The 14898-nt window shown below is 57.7% G+C and carries 20 protein-coding genes and 1 tRNA gene; 7 read left to right on the top strand and 14 right to left on the bottom strand.

Annotated elements, in window-relative coordinates:
- Window positions 1-7 precede the first annotated feature (7 nt).
- From phnK to phnG, 5 genes are read right to left on the bottom strand one after another with little or no spacing between them, the layout of a single operon-like run.
- Complete coding sequence (phnK, locus tag AAC620_RS11790; protein ID WP_317655431.1) at window positions 8-778, bottom strand: phosphonate C-P lyase system protein PhnK; 771 nt, start codon at window positions 776-778, stop codon at window positions 8-10.
- On the bottom strand, window positions 775-1608 hold the full coding sequence (locus tag AAC620_RS11785; RefSeq protein ID WP_340245227.1) for an alpha-D-ribose 1-methylphosphonate 5-phosphate C-P-lyase PhnJ: 834 nt from the start codon (window positions 1606-1608) through the stop codon (window positions 775-777). Before AAC620_RS11785 ends, phnK begins: the two co-directional genes overlap by 4 nt.
- Complete coding sequence (locus tag AAC620_RS11780) at window positions 1605-2705, bottom strand: carbon-phosphorus lyase complex subunit PhnI (RefSeq protein ID WP_340245225.1); 1101 nt, start codon at window positions 2703-2705, stop codon at window positions 1605-1607. The genes AAC620_RS11785 and AAC620_RS11780 overlap by 4 nt, the downstream gene beginning before the upstream one ends.
- Window positions 2705-3298, bottom strand: a complete 594-nt coding sequence (phnH, locus tag AAC620_RS11775) for a phosphonate C-P lyase system protein PhnH (RefSeq protein ID WP_340245223.1) — start codon at window positions 3296-3298, stop codon at window positions 2705-2707. The genes AAC620_RS11780 and phnH overlap by 1 nt, the downstream gene beginning before the upstream one ends.
- Window positions 3299-3300: 2 nt before the next feature.
- Window positions 3301-3753, bottom strand: coding sequence for a phosphonate C-P lyase system protein PhnG (phnG, locus tag AAC620_RS11770; RefSeq protein WP_340245221.1), 453 nt, complete (start codon window positions 3751-3753; stop codon window positions 3301-3303).
- A 94-nt stretch (window positions 3754-3847) separates the two neighbouring features.
- On the opposite strand from phnG, the gene phnF reads away from it, so the two are divergent.
- On the top strand, window positions 3848-4597 hold the full coding sequence (gene phnF, locus AAC620_RS11765; protein WP_340245220.1) for a phosphonate metabolism transcriptional regulator PhnF: 750 nt from the start codon (window positions 3848-3850) through the stop codon (window positions 4595-4597).
- Here phnF and AAC620_RS11760 read toward each other — a convergent pair.
- The 4 genes from AAC620_RS11760 to AAC620_RS11745 all read right to left on the bottom strand — a co-directional run bounded on the left by AAC620_RS11760 (window position 4536) and on the right by AAC620_RS11745 (window position 6603).
- Complete coding sequence (locus tag AAC620_RS11760) at window positions 4536-5210, bottom strand: class I SAM-dependent methyltransferase (protein WP_340245219.1); 675 nt, start codon at window positions 5208-5210, stop codon at window positions 4536-4538. The genes phnF and AAC620_RS11760 overlap by 62 nt on opposite strands.
- Window positions 5207-5734, bottom strand: coding sequence for a 2,4'-dihydroxyacetophenone dioxygenase family protein (locus tag AAC620_RS11755; protein ID WP_317655440.1), 528 nt, complete (start codon window positions 5732-5734; stop codon window positions 5207-5209). The genes AAC620_RS11760 and AAC620_RS11755 overlap by 4 nt, the downstream gene beginning before the upstream one ends.
- A 7-nt stretch (window positions 5735-5741) precedes the next feature.
- Window positions 5742-6446 (bottom strand): SDR family NAD(P)-dependent oxidoreductase, encoded by a 705-nt coding sequence (locus AAC620_RS11750; protein WP_340245217.1) that lies wholly within the window; start codon window positions 6444-6446, stop codon window positions 5742-5744.
- An 83-nt stretch (window positions 6447-6529) separates the two neighbouring features.
- Window positions 6530-6603 (bottom strand) — tRNA-Gly (locus AAC620_RS11745).
- Window positions 6604-6693: 90 nt separating this feature from the next.
- Here AAC620_RS11745 and AAC620_RS11740 point away from each other — a divergent pair.
- The 3 genes from AAC620_RS11740 to arsC are packed head-to-tail and all read left to right on the top strand — an operon-like array spanning window position 6694 to window position 8430.
- Complete coding sequence (locus AAC620_RS11740; RefSeq protein WP_317655442.1) at window positions 6694-7032, top strand: DUF952 domain-containing protein; 339 nt, start codon at window positions 6694-6696, stop codon at window positions 7030-7032.
- 19 nt (window positions 7033-7051) lie between these two features.
- A complete protein-coding gene (locus AAC620_RS11735) occupies window positions 7052-8104 on the top strand; it encodes a quinone-dependent dihydroorotate dehydrogenase (protein ID WP_340245215.1) in 1053 nt (350 codons plus the stop codon).
- Entirely contained in the window at window positions 8095-8430 is a 336-nt protein-coding gene (arsC, locus tag AAC620_RS11730; RefSeq protein ID WP_340245213.1) for an arsenate reductase (glutaredoxin), read from the top strand. Before AAC620_RS11735 ends, arsC begins: the two co-directional genes overlap by 10 nt.
- Here the strand turns inward: arsC and AAC620_RS11725 are convergent.
- From AAC620_RS11725 to AAC620_RS11715, 3 genes are read right to left on the bottom strand one after another with little or no spacing between them, the layout of a single operon-like run.
- Window positions 8427-9743, bottom strand: a complete 1317-nt coding sequence (locus tag AAC620_RS11725; protein ID WP_340245212.1) for an MATE family efflux transporter — start codon at window positions 9741-9743, stop codon at window positions 8427-8429. The genes arsC and AAC620_RS11725 overlap by 4 nt on opposite strands.
- Window positions 9740-10132, bottom strand: a complete 393-nt coding sequence (locus AAC620_RS11720) for a PaaI family thioesterase (RefSeq protein ID WP_340245210.1) — start codon at window positions 10130-10132, stop codon at window positions 9740-9742. The genes AAC620_RS11725 and AAC620_RS11720 overlap by 4 nt, the downstream gene beginning before the upstream one ends.
- On the bottom strand, window positions 10132-10611 hold the full coding sequence (locus tag AAC620_RS11715; protein WP_340245208.1) for a PaaI family thioesterase: 480 nt from the start codon (window positions 10609-10611) through the stop codon (window positions 10132-10134). Before AAC620_RS11715 ends, AAC620_RS11720 begins: the two co-directional genes overlap by 1 nt.
- Window positions 10612-10744: 133 nt before the next feature.
- Here AAC620_RS11715 and AAC620_RS11710 point away from each other — a divergent pair, with 133 nt between their 5' ends.
- Genes AAC620_RS11710 through AAC620_RS11700 form a run of 3 tightly spaced genes read left to right on the top strand, consistent with a single transcriptional unit; the run spans window position 10745 to window position 12881 of the window.
- Complete coding sequence (locus AAC620_RS11710) at window positions 10745-11167, top strand: MerR family transcriptional regulator (protein ID WP_317655448.1); 423 nt, start codon at window positions 10745-10747, stop codon at window positions 11165-11167.
- A gap of 22 nt (window positions 11168-11189) precedes the next feature.
- Window positions 11190-11843 (top strand): glutathione S-transferase family protein, encoded by a 654-nt coding sequence (locus AAC620_RS11705; RefSeq protein WP_340245206.1) that lies wholly within the window; start codon window positions 11190-11192, stop codon window positions 11841-11843.
- 15 nt (window positions 11844-11858) lie between these two features.
- Complete coding sequence (locus tag AAC620_RS11700) at window positions 11859-12881, top strand: hypothetical protein (protein ID WP_340245205.1); 1023 nt, start codon at window positions 11859-11861, stop codon at window positions 12879-12881.
- A gap of 5 nt (window positions 12882-12886) precedes the next feature.
- Here the strand turns inward: AAC620_RS11700 and AAC620_RS11695 are convergent, their stop codons facing one another.
- Window positions 12887-14176, bottom strand: coding sequence for an SPOR domain-containing protein (locus AAC620_RS11695; RefSeq protein WP_340245203.1), 1290 nt, complete (start codon window positions 14174-14176; stop codon window positions 12887-12889).
- Window positions 14177-14258: 82 nt separating this feature from the next.
- Entirely contained in the window at window positions 14259-14897 is a 639-nt protein-coding gene (upp, locus tag AAC620_RS11690) for a uracil phosphoribosyltransferase (RefSeq protein WP_340245201.1), read from the bottom strand.
- Window position 14898 lies beyond the last annotated feature (1 nt).

The raw sequence follows: 14898 nt of genomic DNA, 5'->3' as shown, positions 1-14898 counted from the left end.
TCATCCCTCACACCTGCAAAACCGAAGATACCAAAAGCTGCGTATAGGCGTGTTGCGGATCATCCAAGACCTGATCGGTCAAACCTGTTTCCACAACATGGCCCGATTTCATCACCATCAGCCGATCTGCCAAAAGACGCACCACCGCCAAATCATGGGTGACGATAATGGCCGACAATCCCATACGGCGGACAAGACCGCGCAGCAAATCCAACAGCCGTGCCTGCACGCTAACGTCCAAGCCGCCCGTGGGTTCATCCATGAAAACAAGGCGCGGGCCCGTTACCAAATTGCGCGCGATTTGCAGGCGCTGCTGCATCCCACCCGAAAAGGCCGAAGGGCGATCATCCATGCGGGCGGTGTCGATTTCAACCTTGCTCAGCCAGTCACCCGCTGTCTGGCGAATATCGCCATAATGACGCGCGCCGACCGCCATCAACCGCTCGCCGACATTACCGCCTGCGGATACCCGCATCCGCAATCCATCACGCGGATTTTGATGCACAAAGGCCCAATCGGTGCGCGACAGCATCCGCCGCTCGGCCTCGGGCATCTGACGGACATCACGGGGGCCATCGGCACGGGTGTCAAAAATCACTTCGCCCTGATCAGGGCTCTGATGCCCCGCGAGGCAATTGAGCAGCGTGGACTTACCTGACCCAGACTCGCCCACAATCCCCAAGACTTCGCCTGGATAAAGATCAAACGAGACATCTGCACAGCCAATCCGCGCGCCGTATCGTTTCTCAATATTGCGCACTTGCAAAAGCGGGGTCATGCGACCTCTCCTGTCTCGCGGCGGCTGGCGCAGTAATCTGTGTCGGAACAGACAAACATCCGCCCGCCCGCATCATCCACGATCACCTCATCTAAGTAGCTGTCTTCGGCCCCACATAGCGCACAAGGATGTGCCGCTTTTGACGGATTAAAGGGGTAATCTTCAAAATCGAGACTGACGACCTTGGTATAGGGCGGCAGCGCGTAAATCCTTTGCTCACGTCCCGCCCCAAACAATTGCAAAGCAGGGCTTTCCAATTTGGGATTGTCGAATTTCGGGATTGGAGAGGGATCCATCACATAGCGATCTTCCACCTTCACAGGATAAGCATAGGCGGTCGCAATCTCGCCATGGCGCGCAATGTCCTCGTAGAGCTTGACATGCATCAGGCCATATTCCTCAAGCCCATGCATCTTGCGCGTTTCGGTTTCACGCGGCTCTAGGAAACGCAGCGGCTCGGGGATTGGCACTTGATAGACCAAAATCTGATCCGCACTCAGCGGCGTTTCAGGGATGCGGTGGCGCGTTTGGATGACAGTGGCCTCCGTGGTTTTCTCGGTCACCGCCATGCCTGCGGTTTTCTCGAAAAAGCGGCGGATTGAAACGGCATTGGTCGTGTCATCCGCACCTTGGTCGATGACTTTGAACACATCATCGGGGGTTAAGCAGGCGGCAGAAACCTGAACACCGCCCGTGCCCCACCCATAGGGCATTGGCATTTCGCGACTTGCGAAGGGCACCTGATAGCCTGGAATGGCCACCCCCTTCAGAATAGCGCGGCGGATCATCCGCTTGGTCTGCTCGTCCAGATAGGCAAAATTATAGCTCATTCTGCAGCCTCCCGTGGGCCTGTAGATGCCATCATCGCCTCGGCGCGCAGGCGGCGGATCAGCTCCAATTCAGATTGGAAATCCACGTAATGAGGCAGTTTGATATGTTCGAGGAACCCAGTTGCTTGCACATTATCAGAATGGGACAGGACAAACTCTGCGTCTTGCGCGGGCGCGCCCACATCATCCTCACCCAATTCCTCCCATCGCAAGGCGCGATCCACGAGGGCCATGGAAATCGCTTTGCGTTCGGATTGCCCAAAGACCAAACCATAACCGCGGGTGAATTGCGGCGGCTCGGTCTTGCTGCCTGTAAATTGGTTCACGGTTTCACATTCGCTGACCGTGATCTCGCCGAGATCAATGGCAAAGCCCAATTCGGGAATATCCATCGACACAGCCACGCGCCCGATGCGCAATTCGCCCACGAACGGGTGGTTGCGCGCATAGCCCCGTTGCGTGGAATAAGCCATCGAGAGAACAAACCCCTCATCGCCACGCGCCAAGGCCTGAAGTTTCAGCGGACGATCCGCAGGGAAATCCAAGGGCTCGCGCGTCAGATCACGCGGGGGCGTGTTATCCTCAGGCTCGGGCTGCAATAGGCCCTCGCGATCCAGAAATTCGGTGACATGCGGCAAAGGTGCGGCATCCACTGGCGCGGCCTCTTTGGCTGCGGGCGACACCGCCCCCTCCGCCACCAAAGCGAAATCCAACAAGCGGTGGGTATAGTCAAAGGTTGGCCCCAAGATCTGCCCGCCTGGCAGATCCTTAAAAGTGGCCGAGATGCGCCGATCACAGCGCATCGCGCCAGTATCAATCGGGGCGCTCACCCCAAAACGGGGCAAGGTGGTGCGATAGGCGCGGATCAGAAAAATCGCCTCAATCATATCGCCCCGCGCCTGCTTGATCGCCAGAGCTGCCAAATCAGGATCGTATAGCGAACCTTCGGCCATGACCCGATTGACAGCCAAGCTAAGCTGTTCGCGAATTTGCGGGATGCTCAATTCCGCCACATCGGTTGCGCCGCGCCGCTCATCGGCCAACCATTCATGGGCGGCGTCAATCGCCCGCTCGCCCCCTTTTACCGCAACATACATCAGGAAGCCCCCTCAATACGGGTGGATCGCGGCAGGGCCGCTATTTGGCTGCCTGATGTGAAGAACGTGTCAAACCCAAGCGGGAAGCGGCGCGCATTGGCGACAAAAGCCGCAGTCTCAGGCAGATTGAGACAGGCCTCCGCCTGAATGCCTGGCCCCGTCAAGCGCACCCCCTCCGCCGCGAGATGATCCATCTCAACGATCAATGTGACAGAGCGGTCAGGGTAATCTTGCACACCTTGACGCATCCGCGCGAGATCAACGCAAAGCTCATCCCATGGGCCAATGGCGAAATCTGCCTCATCCGCAGAAACCAAAGGCGCGCCCGTATGAAAGCGCAGCCATTCGCGAATAGCGTCTGTGTCGCAAGATGGGGAAAGGTAAACCCGTGTTTCAGGATCACAAAGAACCAGCAGCAAACTGCCCGCCGCAGGGGATAAGGGCAGCGGCGGATGCCCACCTGAAATCTCGCGGATCACCCCAGGACGGGCCATCACATCCAAGGCCGCGCGAAAGGCAATTGCAGCATCGCGCGGGGGATTGGCGAACCCGCCCCCCATCGCATCGGTCACATTTGGCTCAGACAGTGCCATGCTCATTCCCCCCGAACCATGGTGAAAAATTCAACCTTTGTGCCCGCCGCGCGCGCCGCCCGCGCGCCCTCACGCGCTGCTTTTTCCACGCGCAAAGGGGTGATCACGGAGGCGATCAAAGCCGACCCTTGATCTGTCTGACACAGCGCATCGACCAGCGCGGCATAGGTTGCGGCCTCATGACTGCGGCCCTGCACATATCCGTGCCCAACCGCACCGCTTTCATTGAGGCGCACCGAGGCGCGGGTGACAGTCATTTCACCGAGATTAAACGCAGCGCCCACCGCGCCTGCGCGCCCACGCACCATGACCGTGCCAATTTCAGGCGCACGCAAAACGCTATGCGGCACCTCAACGCCTGCGGATTGACACAGCGCGATCAGGCGATCTGCGGGGGCCTGTGCCATGGTGGACAGCCATGCTTGCCGTTCGATGTGTTCGCCTAAATTCGACATCTTGCGAAGTTATCCGATAAAATATACAACTAGACAAACTTTACGCTCAACCCTGCCCCCTCACAAGCGGCTTTTGATGAAATTTTGATGACAGATGCCCAAAGCCACGATCTGGACAGAAATTCGAAACGACCTTGAAACCGATATCCGTTTGGGGCGCTTTGCAGCAGGCACCAAATTGCCCACAGAGGCGGAATTGGCCGCCCGCTTTGGCGTGAACCGCCATACCGTGCGCCGCGCCATCGCAAGTCTCGTTGAGGCGGGGCTGGCCCTTAGCCGCCAAGGCGCAGGCGTTTTTGTAACCGAAGCCCAAACCCCTTATCAGATTGGGCCAAGGGTGCGGTTTTCTCAAGCCATCCGCGCAACAGGCCGTGTGCCCGACAGACGTTACACCGCATTGTTCAGCCGCCCTGCTGATGCCAAAGAGGCCGAGATGCTCAATATCCGCGAGGGGGAATTGGTGCATCACGCAGAGGGTCTATCCTATGCCGATGGGGTGGCTCTGTCGCTGTTTTCATCGTGCTTTCCTGCCGCAAGGCTGCCGAATTTATTGGACAACCTTACCCGCGACCCTTCGATTACAGCGGCCTTTGCGGCGGATGGGTTTGACGATTACCTGCGCCGCGACACGCAAATTGACGCGCGCGCGGCCACAAAATTGCAAGCACATCAATTGGGCATTCGCCATGGCGCGGCCCTGTTAGAAATCACCGCGATTAACATCTGCGCAAAATCGGGCGCGGTCTTGGAATTCGGGCAAAGCGTGATGGTCGGCGGGCGCGTTAAATTGCGGGTTGAGGGCTCTGCCCCGACACCCCTGCCGCCCGCACAAAATGCGCCCTAAGGAAAAGCTGCGCAACACCGTTTGGCGTGTGATGCGTGGCTGTCTCTGCCGCGTGCAGGGTGAAATATGACCCCAGCCGCGCAGCAAGCGTGGCGGCATCATAACGCTGCACAGGCAGGCCGCTGCATCGCTCAGGGCCATCTTGGTGAAACACCGACAAGATCACATGACCCTTGGGGATCACAGCGCGGGCCATCACCTGCACATAGGCCGCCTGCGCGTCAGGGTCGGTTAAAAAATGAAACACCGCGCGATCATGCCAAAGGTGATAGTGGCGGGGCGGTTGCCAGTTGCGCAAATCCGCACAAATGAAGCGCGGCGGATGGTCAAGATCACGACAGGCGGCCATGCTTTGGGTCATGGCATGGGCCGAAATATCGATGGCTGTGACATCGCGATAGCCTGCAAGCGCCAAGCCACGCGCCAAGCCTGACCGCCCTGCCCCTGCATCTAGAATGGGCGCGTCAGGCCCAAGCTTGAGCGCCTCGATTTGGGCAAGGGCATGGGTGTAATCTGCTTGATACCACCCAAGCTGATCAACCGCCCGATCGAGATAGACCGCATCCCAAAAGCCAGCCTCCGCAGCATTCGGGGATGGCGCATGATCTGTCATCGGATGAATTGGTCAACGTAATCTGCGCCAAGCCCGACACGTTCGTAATGCGCGCGGCACAGATCAATCTTGGTAAAGACATCCTCATAGCCCAAAACCTCGCCATAAGGATCGACATAGCACATGACGCCATTGACCTGAAAAAAGGTGATCATCTCATCAACCCCTTCGGGCACGACCAATGTGTGCGTCTCGCCCGGGGGTTCGTAAACATAAGAGCCCGCTGTGGCCTCCCAGTCATGCTCAAGGTAATGCCATCGTCCCTTCAACACCCAACCATGCACCGCCTGCGGATGGCGATGGCGCGACAGCACGCCCGATTTGGTCACCTTAAGCAGGTTCATCCAATACCCTTGCGAGCGATTAAGACAGAGCGGCCGAAACCAAACATTCGGGGCCTGCGGCACCCAAATCCGCTCATCTTCTGGGATGGCATTGGGGATCATGATCTCCTCCAATGCATCTTGGGGAAAGGGCAACTGATAGGGGGTCATTGGATCATGGTCAGATTTTTGAAGGGGCATGGTCACCTCACATTGCACTATAGCCGCCATCTACGGGATAAATGGCACCTGTCACAAAGCCAGCACGGGCCGATAAAAGCCACGCAACCAACTCGCCTATTTCATCGGGCTTGCCCCACCGCCCCATCGGGGTGCGCGCCAGAATGGGGCCGTTTCGCGCGGGGTCTTCGCGCAAGGCTGCGGTCATCTCAGTTTCGATCCATCCGGGCGCAATCGCATTGACCCGCACGCCGTCCGCGGCCCATTTCCCCGCCAAGGCCTTTGTCAACTGCGCGACACCGCCTTTGGAGGCCGAATAAGCGGGAACAAGCGGCCCCCCAAATGTGCTCAGCATGGAGGCCGTGTTCACAATCGCCCCTTTGGACTTCGCAAGCAGCGGATGGGCGGCAACACAAGTGCGCATCGTGCCTGTCAGATTGATCTCGATCACTTTGGTGAACACATCCATTTCATATTCCGCACCGCGAAACAAAACGCCTGCGCAATTCACCAAAGCGTCAAGCCCGTCAAACTGTCCGAAAAACTGATCCACCGCCGCTTGGTCCGTGACATCAAGCTGGGCTGTGGCCACCTGCGGGATAGCCGCTGCAAAATCAGCAATCTCTTGTGGGGCCAGGCCGGTGACTGTGACCTGCCACCCTTCGCGCAGCAAAACCCGCGCAATGCCTGCGCCGATCCCGCCTGTGCCACCAATCACGACTGCCCTAGACATAGTTTGCCCCATGCGCCCTGTTCACACCGCATAGCTTTGCGGAACTTGGGCCATGATACAAGTCTGATGAAGCGATGAGAGCGTGGAGCGGGTAGCGGGAATCGAACCCGCACGACTAGCTTGGAAGGCTAGGGCGCTACCATTACACCATACCCGCTTGCTTGAATCTGGGGGTAAGTCATCGTCCCGTTTTCGTCAAGGATGAATGAGCCTTGACCTATGATGCGGATTTCCGCACATCACGCATATGTTGATATTCAAAATTCTCCGCCCTTCCGAATGGGACGCGCTTTGCGCCCAGAAAGAAACCCTTGGCGCGCCGATTGATCAGGCCGATGGCTATATCCATTTCTCGACCGCAGCGCAGGTGGCCGAAACCTTGGCCAAGCATTTTTCAGCTGTCGAAGGATTGATCCTTGCCGCCTATGAGGCCGATGCCTTTGGCGATGCCCTGCGGTGGGAGGTGTCGCGCGGCGGCGATCTTTTCCCGCATTTATATGGCAAGCTGCCCTTAGACGGGGTTTTATGGCATCATGAATTGACGCTTGAAAATGGCCTTCACATTCTGCCCGATTTGAACGGGTGATGAGAGATTAGGACATCTGATGTTTGAAAAAGCCGCCCTTGCTGCCTTGCGCCTGATCTCGCCTGAACGCGCGCATGGTCTTGCGCTGACCGCGCTGAACATGGGGCTTGCCCCCAAAACAGGGCCTATTACCACCGCACGTTTGGCAACAACTGTGGCGGGGATGAATTTCCCAAACCCGCTTGGCCTTGCGGCGGGCTTTGACAAAAATGCCACCGCAATTGCGCCCTTAATGGAAACAGGGTTGGGGTTTATTGAGGTGGGGGCAATCACGCCACAGGCGCAGCCAGGAAACCCGCAACCCCGCGTGTTTCGCCTGCCGCGTGACCGCGCAGTGATCAATCGCTTTGGCTTTAATAATGAAGGCATGGAGGCTGCATCCAAACGTCTGGCCGACCGCCCCCATCGCATTCCTTTGGGTTTGAATTTGGGCGCCAATAAAACCAGCACGGATCGCGCGGCAGATTACGCTTTGGTTTTGGCCCGTTGTGGGGGGCTGATTGATTTTGCTACGATCAACATCTCCTCTCCCAACACCGAGAACCTGCGTGACCTGCAGGCCGCAGACCAGCTTGAACGCTTGTTGCAAGGGGTCATGGATGCGAATTTTGATCTCGCCCGTCCCGTGCCCCTCTTTGTGAAAATTGCACCTGACCTGACCAATGACGAGATTGACGCCATTGCAGAGCTTGCCTTGCGGATGCAGCTTGCGGGCATCATTGCCACCAATACCACCATTTCACGCGAGGGGTTGCGCGGGCGCCATCGGCGCGAAACTGGGGGCCTGTCAGGGCAACCCTTGTTCGAGCGATCCACCCAAGTTCTGGCACGACTGTCGCAGCAAACAGGCGGCAAGATTGCCTTGATTGGTGTGGGGGGCGTGGCCAATGCGGATCAAGCCTATGCCAAGATCAAGGCGGGCGCGCACTTGGTGCAGCTTTACACGGGGCTTGTTTATGGGGGTATGGGTTTGGTTGCCGATATCCTTCAAGGTCTTGACGCCGCTCTTGCGCAAGATGGCCATGCCAGTTTGCAATCTGCCATCGGCACGGGGGTTGACGCATGGCTTTGACCCTCTGGCATAATCCACGCTGTTCGAAATCCCGTCAGGCTTTGGCATTGCTGACAGAGAGGGGCATCGAGTTTGACACGCGCGCCTATTTAGACACCGCGCCCACCCATGCCGAACTGGCCGCAGTGATCGCAAAACTAGGCCGCCCTGCCCGAGATCTAATCCGCGCAAAAGAGGCCCGCGAAACGGGGGTGGATTTGACGGATAAGGCCGCAATCTTAGCTGCCATGGCCGATGATCCACGGCTGATTGAACGCCCTGTTTTGATCAGTGAAACCGCCGCCGCAATTGGCCGCCCGCCTGAAAATATCCTTACGCTGCTTTAGGTCGCGCTGCGCTCAAGTGCGGGGTAGCGCGCCCCAAGGCTCAGACCGCGCAGGATGAACATCCCCAACAACGCGGCCCATAACCCATGATTTCCATAGGCGGGGATCAGCGTCACACACAGCATGACATAGCCTGCGAAAGACAGGGCCATCATGTTGCGCATGTCACGGGTGCGGGTTGCGCCAATGAATATCCCGTCCAAAATCCATGCTTGAAACCCAACAAGCGGCGCCAGCACCATCCAAAACAGGTAATCACGCGCCTCAATGCGCACTTCGGGCGCAGTGGTGAGAATATCAATAATCTCGCCTCCAAAGACCCAAAAAGCTGCGGCCATCACCACCGCCACACCGCCCGACCAAAGCGCCGTCATTATGGCGCTGCGGCGCAAGGCGGCATGGTTTTTGGCCCCTAAGGATTTTCCAACAAGACTTTCGGCGGCAAAGGCAAACCCGTCCAACCCATAGGCGGTAATATGGATGAATTGCATAAGAATTTGATTGGAAGCGAGGGTCGTATCCCCGAAATCCGAGCCGATATAGATGAAGGAGGTAAACCCCGCCATCAGAAAGACGGAACGGATCAAAATATCGGTGTTGACCTGCGCCATATGCAACAGCCGCCCGCGATCAAAAACGCGCGGCCAATCGCGCCATGCAGCCTGCGAAAATCCCGTGCGACACAGATAAAGCCCAAGCGCCAAGCCCGACCATTCTGCAATGGACGTGGCCGCGGCCACACCATCGACATCATAGCCCAAACCCAACACAAACCCCACTGATAGCAGGATGTTCAACCCGTTCATCCAGAGCTGCAAAACGAACACGGCGCCTGTGCGTTCAGCGGCAATCAACCACCCCGTGATACCATAAATCGCGATTGCAGCCGGGGCAGACCAAATGCGGATTGCCATGTAATCGCGCGCCAAAGCCTCGACCGCATCACTTGCGGGGGCTATCGCAAAAATGGCCGCGAAGATTGCCGATTGCAGCAGGATCAAAACCACACCAGCCACCACGCCAATCATCAAAACGCGCGACAGCAAGGCCGAGATTTCTGCCTGATCCCCTGCCCCATGGGCCTGCGCGGCCAAACCGACAGTGCCCATGCGCAAGAATCCAAAAATCCAAAATACAGTGGTCATGGATATCGCACCCAAGCCCACCGCGCCGATCATAGCCGCATCACCCAATTGGCCAACAACGCCCGTGTCGACCAAACCCAAAAGCGGCACCGTGATGTTTGACAAAACCACAGGCACGGCGATGCGCAACACCCGCGCATGGGTCAAGGGCGGGGTCTGATCCGTCATGGGACTGTCACCAAGACAAAATGGCCATGCGCCGCGGCAATGGGGGTGTCTGGATCACCTTGCCACATCGTCACCGAGACCGAGGCAAAACGGCGCCCCGCGCGGGTCAGCTGCGCCTTGGCAAACCCATCTTCGGGCAGGCCGCGGCGCAAATAATCCACAGTGAAATCAATCAACTTTGGCGGGGTTGTCAGCGGGATAGAGAGCGCATCTATAACATGGGCTTGCGCCGCGATCTGCAGCACCGATGCTGTAACCCCGCCATGCAGCGCGGGCAAAATCGGATTGCCAATCAAAACGCCACGATAAGGCAATTTGATCACCCCGCCCTCTTGGCCCTCTAGGCCCAAAAACCGCGCATAGGGCAGCTGGTTGAAAATCTGCTGCATCAGCCCTGCCTCTTTTGCGGGTTGACCATCTCCAAGACACCCTTGCCCTCTGGCCCATATTCGACCGTGAAACTTCCGCTGGCTTTGGCCAAAAGCGCGCCTGTCTCATGATCAGTGGCCGCCACAGTGACAAAGGCCACATTTCCCCTGATGGCATAACACTCCGCCTTGGCCAGAACTGTGCCTTTTGCACTTTGGCCCATCACATCAAGGCGCAGATCTAAGGTCGCGGTCGCAAGGGGTTTGCTGTCATGCGCCACCACTGCCGTGCCTGCACAGGTGTCCATCAGCGCCGTGAGTGCGCCTTCATGCAGCGCGCCCGCAGCATCACGGAGATCGGGCAGAACCCGCATCGTCATCGCCGCAGTCCCAGATCCAAGGGCAACAATGTTCATCTGCAACGCCGCCGCATAGGGCAGTTGCGTGATGAAACTTTGCGCGACATGGAGGATATCCGACTGGTCGGAGGGCACGGGCATAATCCAACAAATTGGGGTTAATGATCTGCACCATCTAACGCGCAGCGCGCGCCCGCGGCAATGCGCAAATTACATCGATACCAATTCTATGATAAGCTGTGCTCAAATCATGGATCAGCCGAGGATGCCGCAAATGCCATCAGACGCCCCACAGCGCGAGGCCGATTTTCGCACCATCGGCGAGATGTGCGCCCTGTTTCAAGTGACGCCGCGCAGCCTTCGGTTCTACGAAAGCAAGGAGCTGTTGGCCCCCTTGCGTGTGGGACAAAAGCGGCTTTATTCCCGTAGCGACCAAGCGCGTCTCAAACTGATTTTGCAGGGCAAACGCTTTGGCTTTAGCCTAGAGGCGATGCGACAATTGCTTGACCTTTATGCACTCGGCGACAATCAAGTGACGCAACTGGAAAGAAGCCTAGAAGTTGGGCGTGAAAGATTGCACGATATGCAGGCACAATATACCGAGTTAGGCCAAGCCATTCGTGATTTGCAAAGTCAAATTGATTTGGTGGCGCAAATGCTGGCAGACCGAAAATCGGATCAAGACCCACAGTCATAACGTGACATAAGGAAACCGAGCCGTGACCAACACCCTCTATTGTTTTGGGGAATCTGGAAATGCCTATAAAGCCGCGCTGTGCCTGACATTGGCAGGTGTGCCTTGGCAGCCCCGTTTTGTTGATTTCTTCAACGGCGAGGCGCGTGGTGCAGAGTTTCGCGCAATAAACCCAATGGGCGAAGTTCCCGTGCTAGATGCAGGGGGTAAAATCCTGACCCAATCAGGGTTGATCCAAACTTGGGTTATGGATGAAACAGGCAAACTTGCAGGGGCGAGTGCCTCAGACCGCCAAGAAATCTTGCGGTGGATTTTGTTCGACAATCAAAAGGTTTCGGGCACTGCGGGGCCGTTGCGGTTCTTGATAAATTTCGCGCCCGAGGACAAACGAGATGCGGGCGTTATTGGGTATTTGACGGGGCGGATGCAGGCCGCGCTTTCCATTCTTGAAGGGGTGCTCAGCACCCGCGACTGGATTGCCTGCGACAGTGTCTCTGCGGCTGATATCGCCTGCGCGGGCTATCTCTATTATCCTGAAAATTTCAATTTCACGCGCGCCGATTATCCTGCGATTTCGGCATGGCTGACCCGCTTGGCCCACCAACCCAATTGGGCACATCCCTATGACCTGATGCCTGCGCCAACATTGGGCAAAGATGACGGGTTTCGCGATGCATAAGCGCGAGGGCATTGCGTGACCGCGTTAGAGGAATATCAAAAACTAGAGGCCACAGGCCTTTGGCGCGATGTTGGCGACAGCCAACGCCGCGAAGTGTTGATCAATTTGGGCAACACGTCTTTGATCATATCGACCCTTTCAGAAACCGCGCTCACCCATTGGTCGCTGGCCGCGGTGATCCGCGTCAATCCGGGCGAGCTGCCCGCCCTTTATGTGCCTGTCGAGGGGAGTGACGAAAGCCTAGAGATCGCGGATGAGGACATGATCGCCGCAATCGAAAAGCTGCGCAGTATGATTGACCGCCATCGCCCCCATCCTGGGCGGTTGCGTGGCATTCTGGCGGCGACAACCGCCGCGGTGGTTCTGGGCTTGGGCCTGTTTTGGTTGCCTGATGCATTGGTGCGCCAGACAGTGCATCTTTTGCCCGAGGCAAAAAAGCGCGAAATAGGTCAGGATATTCTCTCAGAGATGATCCAACTGACGGGGCCAAGCTGCAATCAAACCGCGGGGCAAGCCGCGCTTGCAGCCCTTGCGCGGCGGGTGTTCATCGCCACACCGACCGTACCGCGGCTTGTGGTTCTGCGTGATGGTCTGCCCGCAAGCCTACATTTGCCCGGCGATTTGATCGTGCTAAACCGATCCGTGGTGGAGGATTACCAAAGCCCTGATGTGTTGGCAGGGTTTTTATTGTCAGAATATATCCGCTTGGTTGACAGCAACCCCACCCAAGCCCTGCTGCAAGAGGCAGGTTTGTGGGCGACATTTCGACTGTTGACCACAGGCCAGATCAGCGACACGCATCTGGCTGCGCGCGCCGCCAGTCTGCTGACCGAAACACCAACAGATGTGGCCGATGAGGCGCTTTTATCGCAATTCGCACAGGCCGAGATTTCCTCGCAACCTTACGCCTACGCACTCGATATCTCGGGTGAAAACACCCTTAGCCTGATCGAGGCAGACCCCCTTCGCACAGCACCAAATGCGCCCTTGTTAGAAGATACGAGATGGGTTGCCCTGCAAGAGATTTGCACTGAGTGAACAGATCACTGAATGTGGGCCGAGGTGAACCCTGCCGCACGCAGGGCCAATGCCGCGCGTTGCGTGGCTGCATCACTTGAGAACGGGCCGACCAGAACCGCATATCCCGAACTCATACGCCCAAGCCGTGCAGTCATGCCAAATTGGGCCAATTGCGCGGCGGTCTGCGCGGCTTCGTTCCGCGTGCTATAGGTGGCGGCGCGAACCAAGGCCCCTGTAACAGGGGCCGCTGGCAAGGCCGTTGGTTGACCTGTTGCAGGCTCTGAGGCGCTCAGGCCGCTACGGGGGGAAACGGGTGCTGCCTCTGCGGCTGGGGTATTGCGGCTTGATTGCGTCACGGGCCCCTGTGGCTGTGCGGCGGGTTCCGCGCGTGTCGACCGGCTGACGAAAATTGACGGCGCCTCCGTGGCCTGAGGCGTTGCAATGACCTGTGGGATAGGCCCAGGCGCAGCCACCGCTGTGGCAACGGGTGGTCTGCCACCGCTAAATAGGCTCGCGAAAAAATTTTGCAGGCCAAAGCGCAAGGTTCCCCTGCGGTCATTTTGCAGACGCGCTGGCACGCCCTGATCCCAAATCTGCGCCATTTGCGCATCACCCGCAGCCGAGCGCGGCCCCCGCATCGGATTGAGACGCCCATCTGACCATGCAGGCCGATACCCTTCGGGCACGATAATCCCGCTTGGATCCGTTGCCCCAATCCGTCCTGTAGCGGCACCCGCAATCATGGAGGGAACCGTCAATGGCGCGCGATGCTCGGAACGGGCCAACCCATCGGCAGGGTGAATGGGTTGCGGGCCACACCGTATTGCCGTGCGGCTACGAATTTCGGTCACGCTGCCATCGCGGGCGCGAATGATGCAGCGGTTGGAATTATTTGAGGGGCTTTGCGCGGGCGGAACAACCGCCATGACAGGTGCTGCAGCGGGTGCGACACCAACGGGTTCCCGCAGGCGCATGGGGGCCTGTGCGGGCCGTGTCGCGGGCGCTGCACCCATAACAGGGGCAGGCGCGACAGGGGCCGCCGCCATTTGCGACAGGGAGGGCGGCAAACCGCAAATCTGCCTGCGATCCCGCGAGATACGCGGAATCCAATCTGTCGAAGCCCCCTGCCCCGTGCGAATGAACGCACAGCCTGTGCTGTCGACATATTGTTCAGAGGTGAATGACTGGGGGGGGAATTCCGCGGGTGGCCTTAGGTTTTGCGCGATCCCCTGCCCAGCAACGGCAACCATTGAGGATAGAACCGTTGCAGCAAATCCCATGCTGCCCCAAAATTTTACTGCTTTTTTGACCATTCAAGCCCCCGAATTGGGGCAAGAATGCATCAATATTTAGACATAGTAAAGGCACATAACAGAACTAATAGATATCCGCCCCTCATTTGGTGGCAAATATCCGATCCCCCGCATCCCCTAGACCCGGAAGGATATACCCCTTTTCGTTCAAACCGCGATCCAAGGCCGCGGTAAAAATTGGCACATCAGGATGGCGGGCGGCGAATGTCCTGACACCCTCAGGGGCGGCCAGCAATGTCATCAGACTGATATCAACGGCCCCTTCCGATTTGATTTTATCCACCGCCGCAGCCGCCGAATTGCCCGTGGCCAGCATGGGATCTAGGGCGATGACATGACGTTGGGACAGGTGCGAGGGCAGGTTGAGATAGTAATCCACGGGCTCAAGCGTTTCCTCATTGCGATACAGCCCGACAAATCCAACCCGCGCAGCGGGGATTACAGCGCGCATCCCTTCAAGCATTCCGTTGCCCGCCCGCAAAATGGAAATCAAAGCCAGTTTTTTCCCTGCAAGTGTTGGCGCATCCATCACCTCAAGCGGGGTTTCAACGGCGGTGGTTGTAACCGCCAAATCGCGGGTGGCCTCATAGGCCATCAGCATCGAAATTTCGGTCAAAAGCCGCGCGAAATCTTGGGAGGCGCAGTTTTTGTCGCGCATCAAGCTCAGCTTATGTTGCACAAGCGGATGGGTCACGATGGTCAGCGTATCGAATTCTGTCATA

Origin of the sequence: Roseobacter sp. HKCCA2468, from assembly GCF_037805105.1 — a bacterium.
Taxonomy (GTDB): domain Bacteria; phylum Pseudomonadota; class Alphaproteobacteria; order Rhodobacterales; family Rhodobacteraceae; genus M30B80.
The sequence above is the reverse complement of the archived record's forward strand: the minus strand, read 5'-3'. Positions and strand labels throughout refer to the sequence as shown.

Bases quoted from the DNA above. Each gene is read 5' to 3' on its own strand.
- AAC620_RS11760 (WP_340245219.1), bottom strand. From the start codon at position 5,210: ATGACAGATCATGCGCCATCCCCGAATGCTGCGGAGGCTGGCTTTTGG.
- AAC620_RS11715 (WP_340245208.1), bottom strand. From the start codon at position 10,611: ATGCCCGTGCCCTCCGACCAGTCGGATATCCTCCATGTCGCGCAAAGT.
- AAC620_RS11780 (WP_340245225.1), bottom strand. From the start codon at position 2,705: ATGTATGTTGCGGTAAAAGGGGGCGAGCGGGCGATTGACGCCGCCCAT.
- upp (WP_340245201.1), bottom strand. From the start codon at position 14,897: ATGACAGAATTCGATACGCTGACCATCGTGACCCATCCGCTTGTGCAA.
- phnG (WP_340245221.1), bottom strand. From the start codon at position 3,753: ATGTCGAATTTAGGCGAACACATCGAACGGCAAGCATGGCTGTCCACC.
- AAC620_RS11695 (WP_340245203.1), bottom strand. From the start codon at position 14,176: ATGGTCAAAAAAGCAGTAAAATTTTGGGGCAGCATGGGATTTGCTGCA.
- AAC620_RS11710 (WP_317655448.1), top strand. From the start codon at position 10,745: ATGCCATCAGACGCCCCACAGCGCGAGGCCGATTTTCGCACCATCGGC.
- AAC620_RS11740 (WP_317655442.1), top strand. From the start codon at position 6,694: ATGTTGATATTCAAAATTCTCCGCCCTTCCGAATGGGACGCGCTTTGC.
- phnK (WP_317655431.1), bottom strand. From the start codon at position 778: ATGACCCCGCTTTTGCAAGTGCGCAATATTGAGAAACGATACGGCGCG.
- AAC620_RS11735 (WP_340245215.1), top strand. From the start codon at position 7,052: ATGTTTGAAAAAGCCGCCCTTGCTGCCTTGCGCCTGATCTCGCCTGAA.
- AAC620_RS11720 (WP_340245210.1), bottom strand. From the start codon at position 10,132: ATGCAGCAGATTTTCAACCAGCTGCCCTATGCGCGGTTTTTGGGCCTA.
- AAC620_RS11725 (WP_340245212.1), bottom strand. From the start codon at position 9,743: ATGACGGATCAGACCCCGCCCTTGACCCATGCGCGGGTGTTGCGCATC.
- AAC620_RS11785 (WP_340245227.1), bottom strand. From the start codon at position 1,608: ATGAGCTATAATTTTGCCTATCTGGACGAGCAGACCAAGCGGATGATC.
- phnH (WP_340245223.1), bottom strand. From the start codon at position 3,298: ATGGCACTGTCTGAGCCAAATGTGACCGATGCGATGGGGGGCGGGTTC.
- AAC620_RS11755 (WP_317655440.1), bottom strand. From the start codon at position 5,734: ATGCCCCTTCAAAAATCTGACCATGATCCAATGACCCCCTATCAGTTG.
- phnF (WP_340245220.1), top strand. From the start codon at position 3,848: ATGCCCAAAGCCACGATCTGGACAGAAATTCGAAACGACCTTGAAACC.
- AAC620_RS11750 (WP_340245217.1), bottom strand. From the start codon at position 6,446: ATGTCTAGGGCAGTCGTGATTGGTGGCACAGGCGGGATCGGCGCAGGC.
- arsC (WP_340245213.1), top strand. From the start codon at position 8,095: ATGGCTTTGACCCTCTGGCATAATCCACGCTGTTCGAAATCCCGTCAG.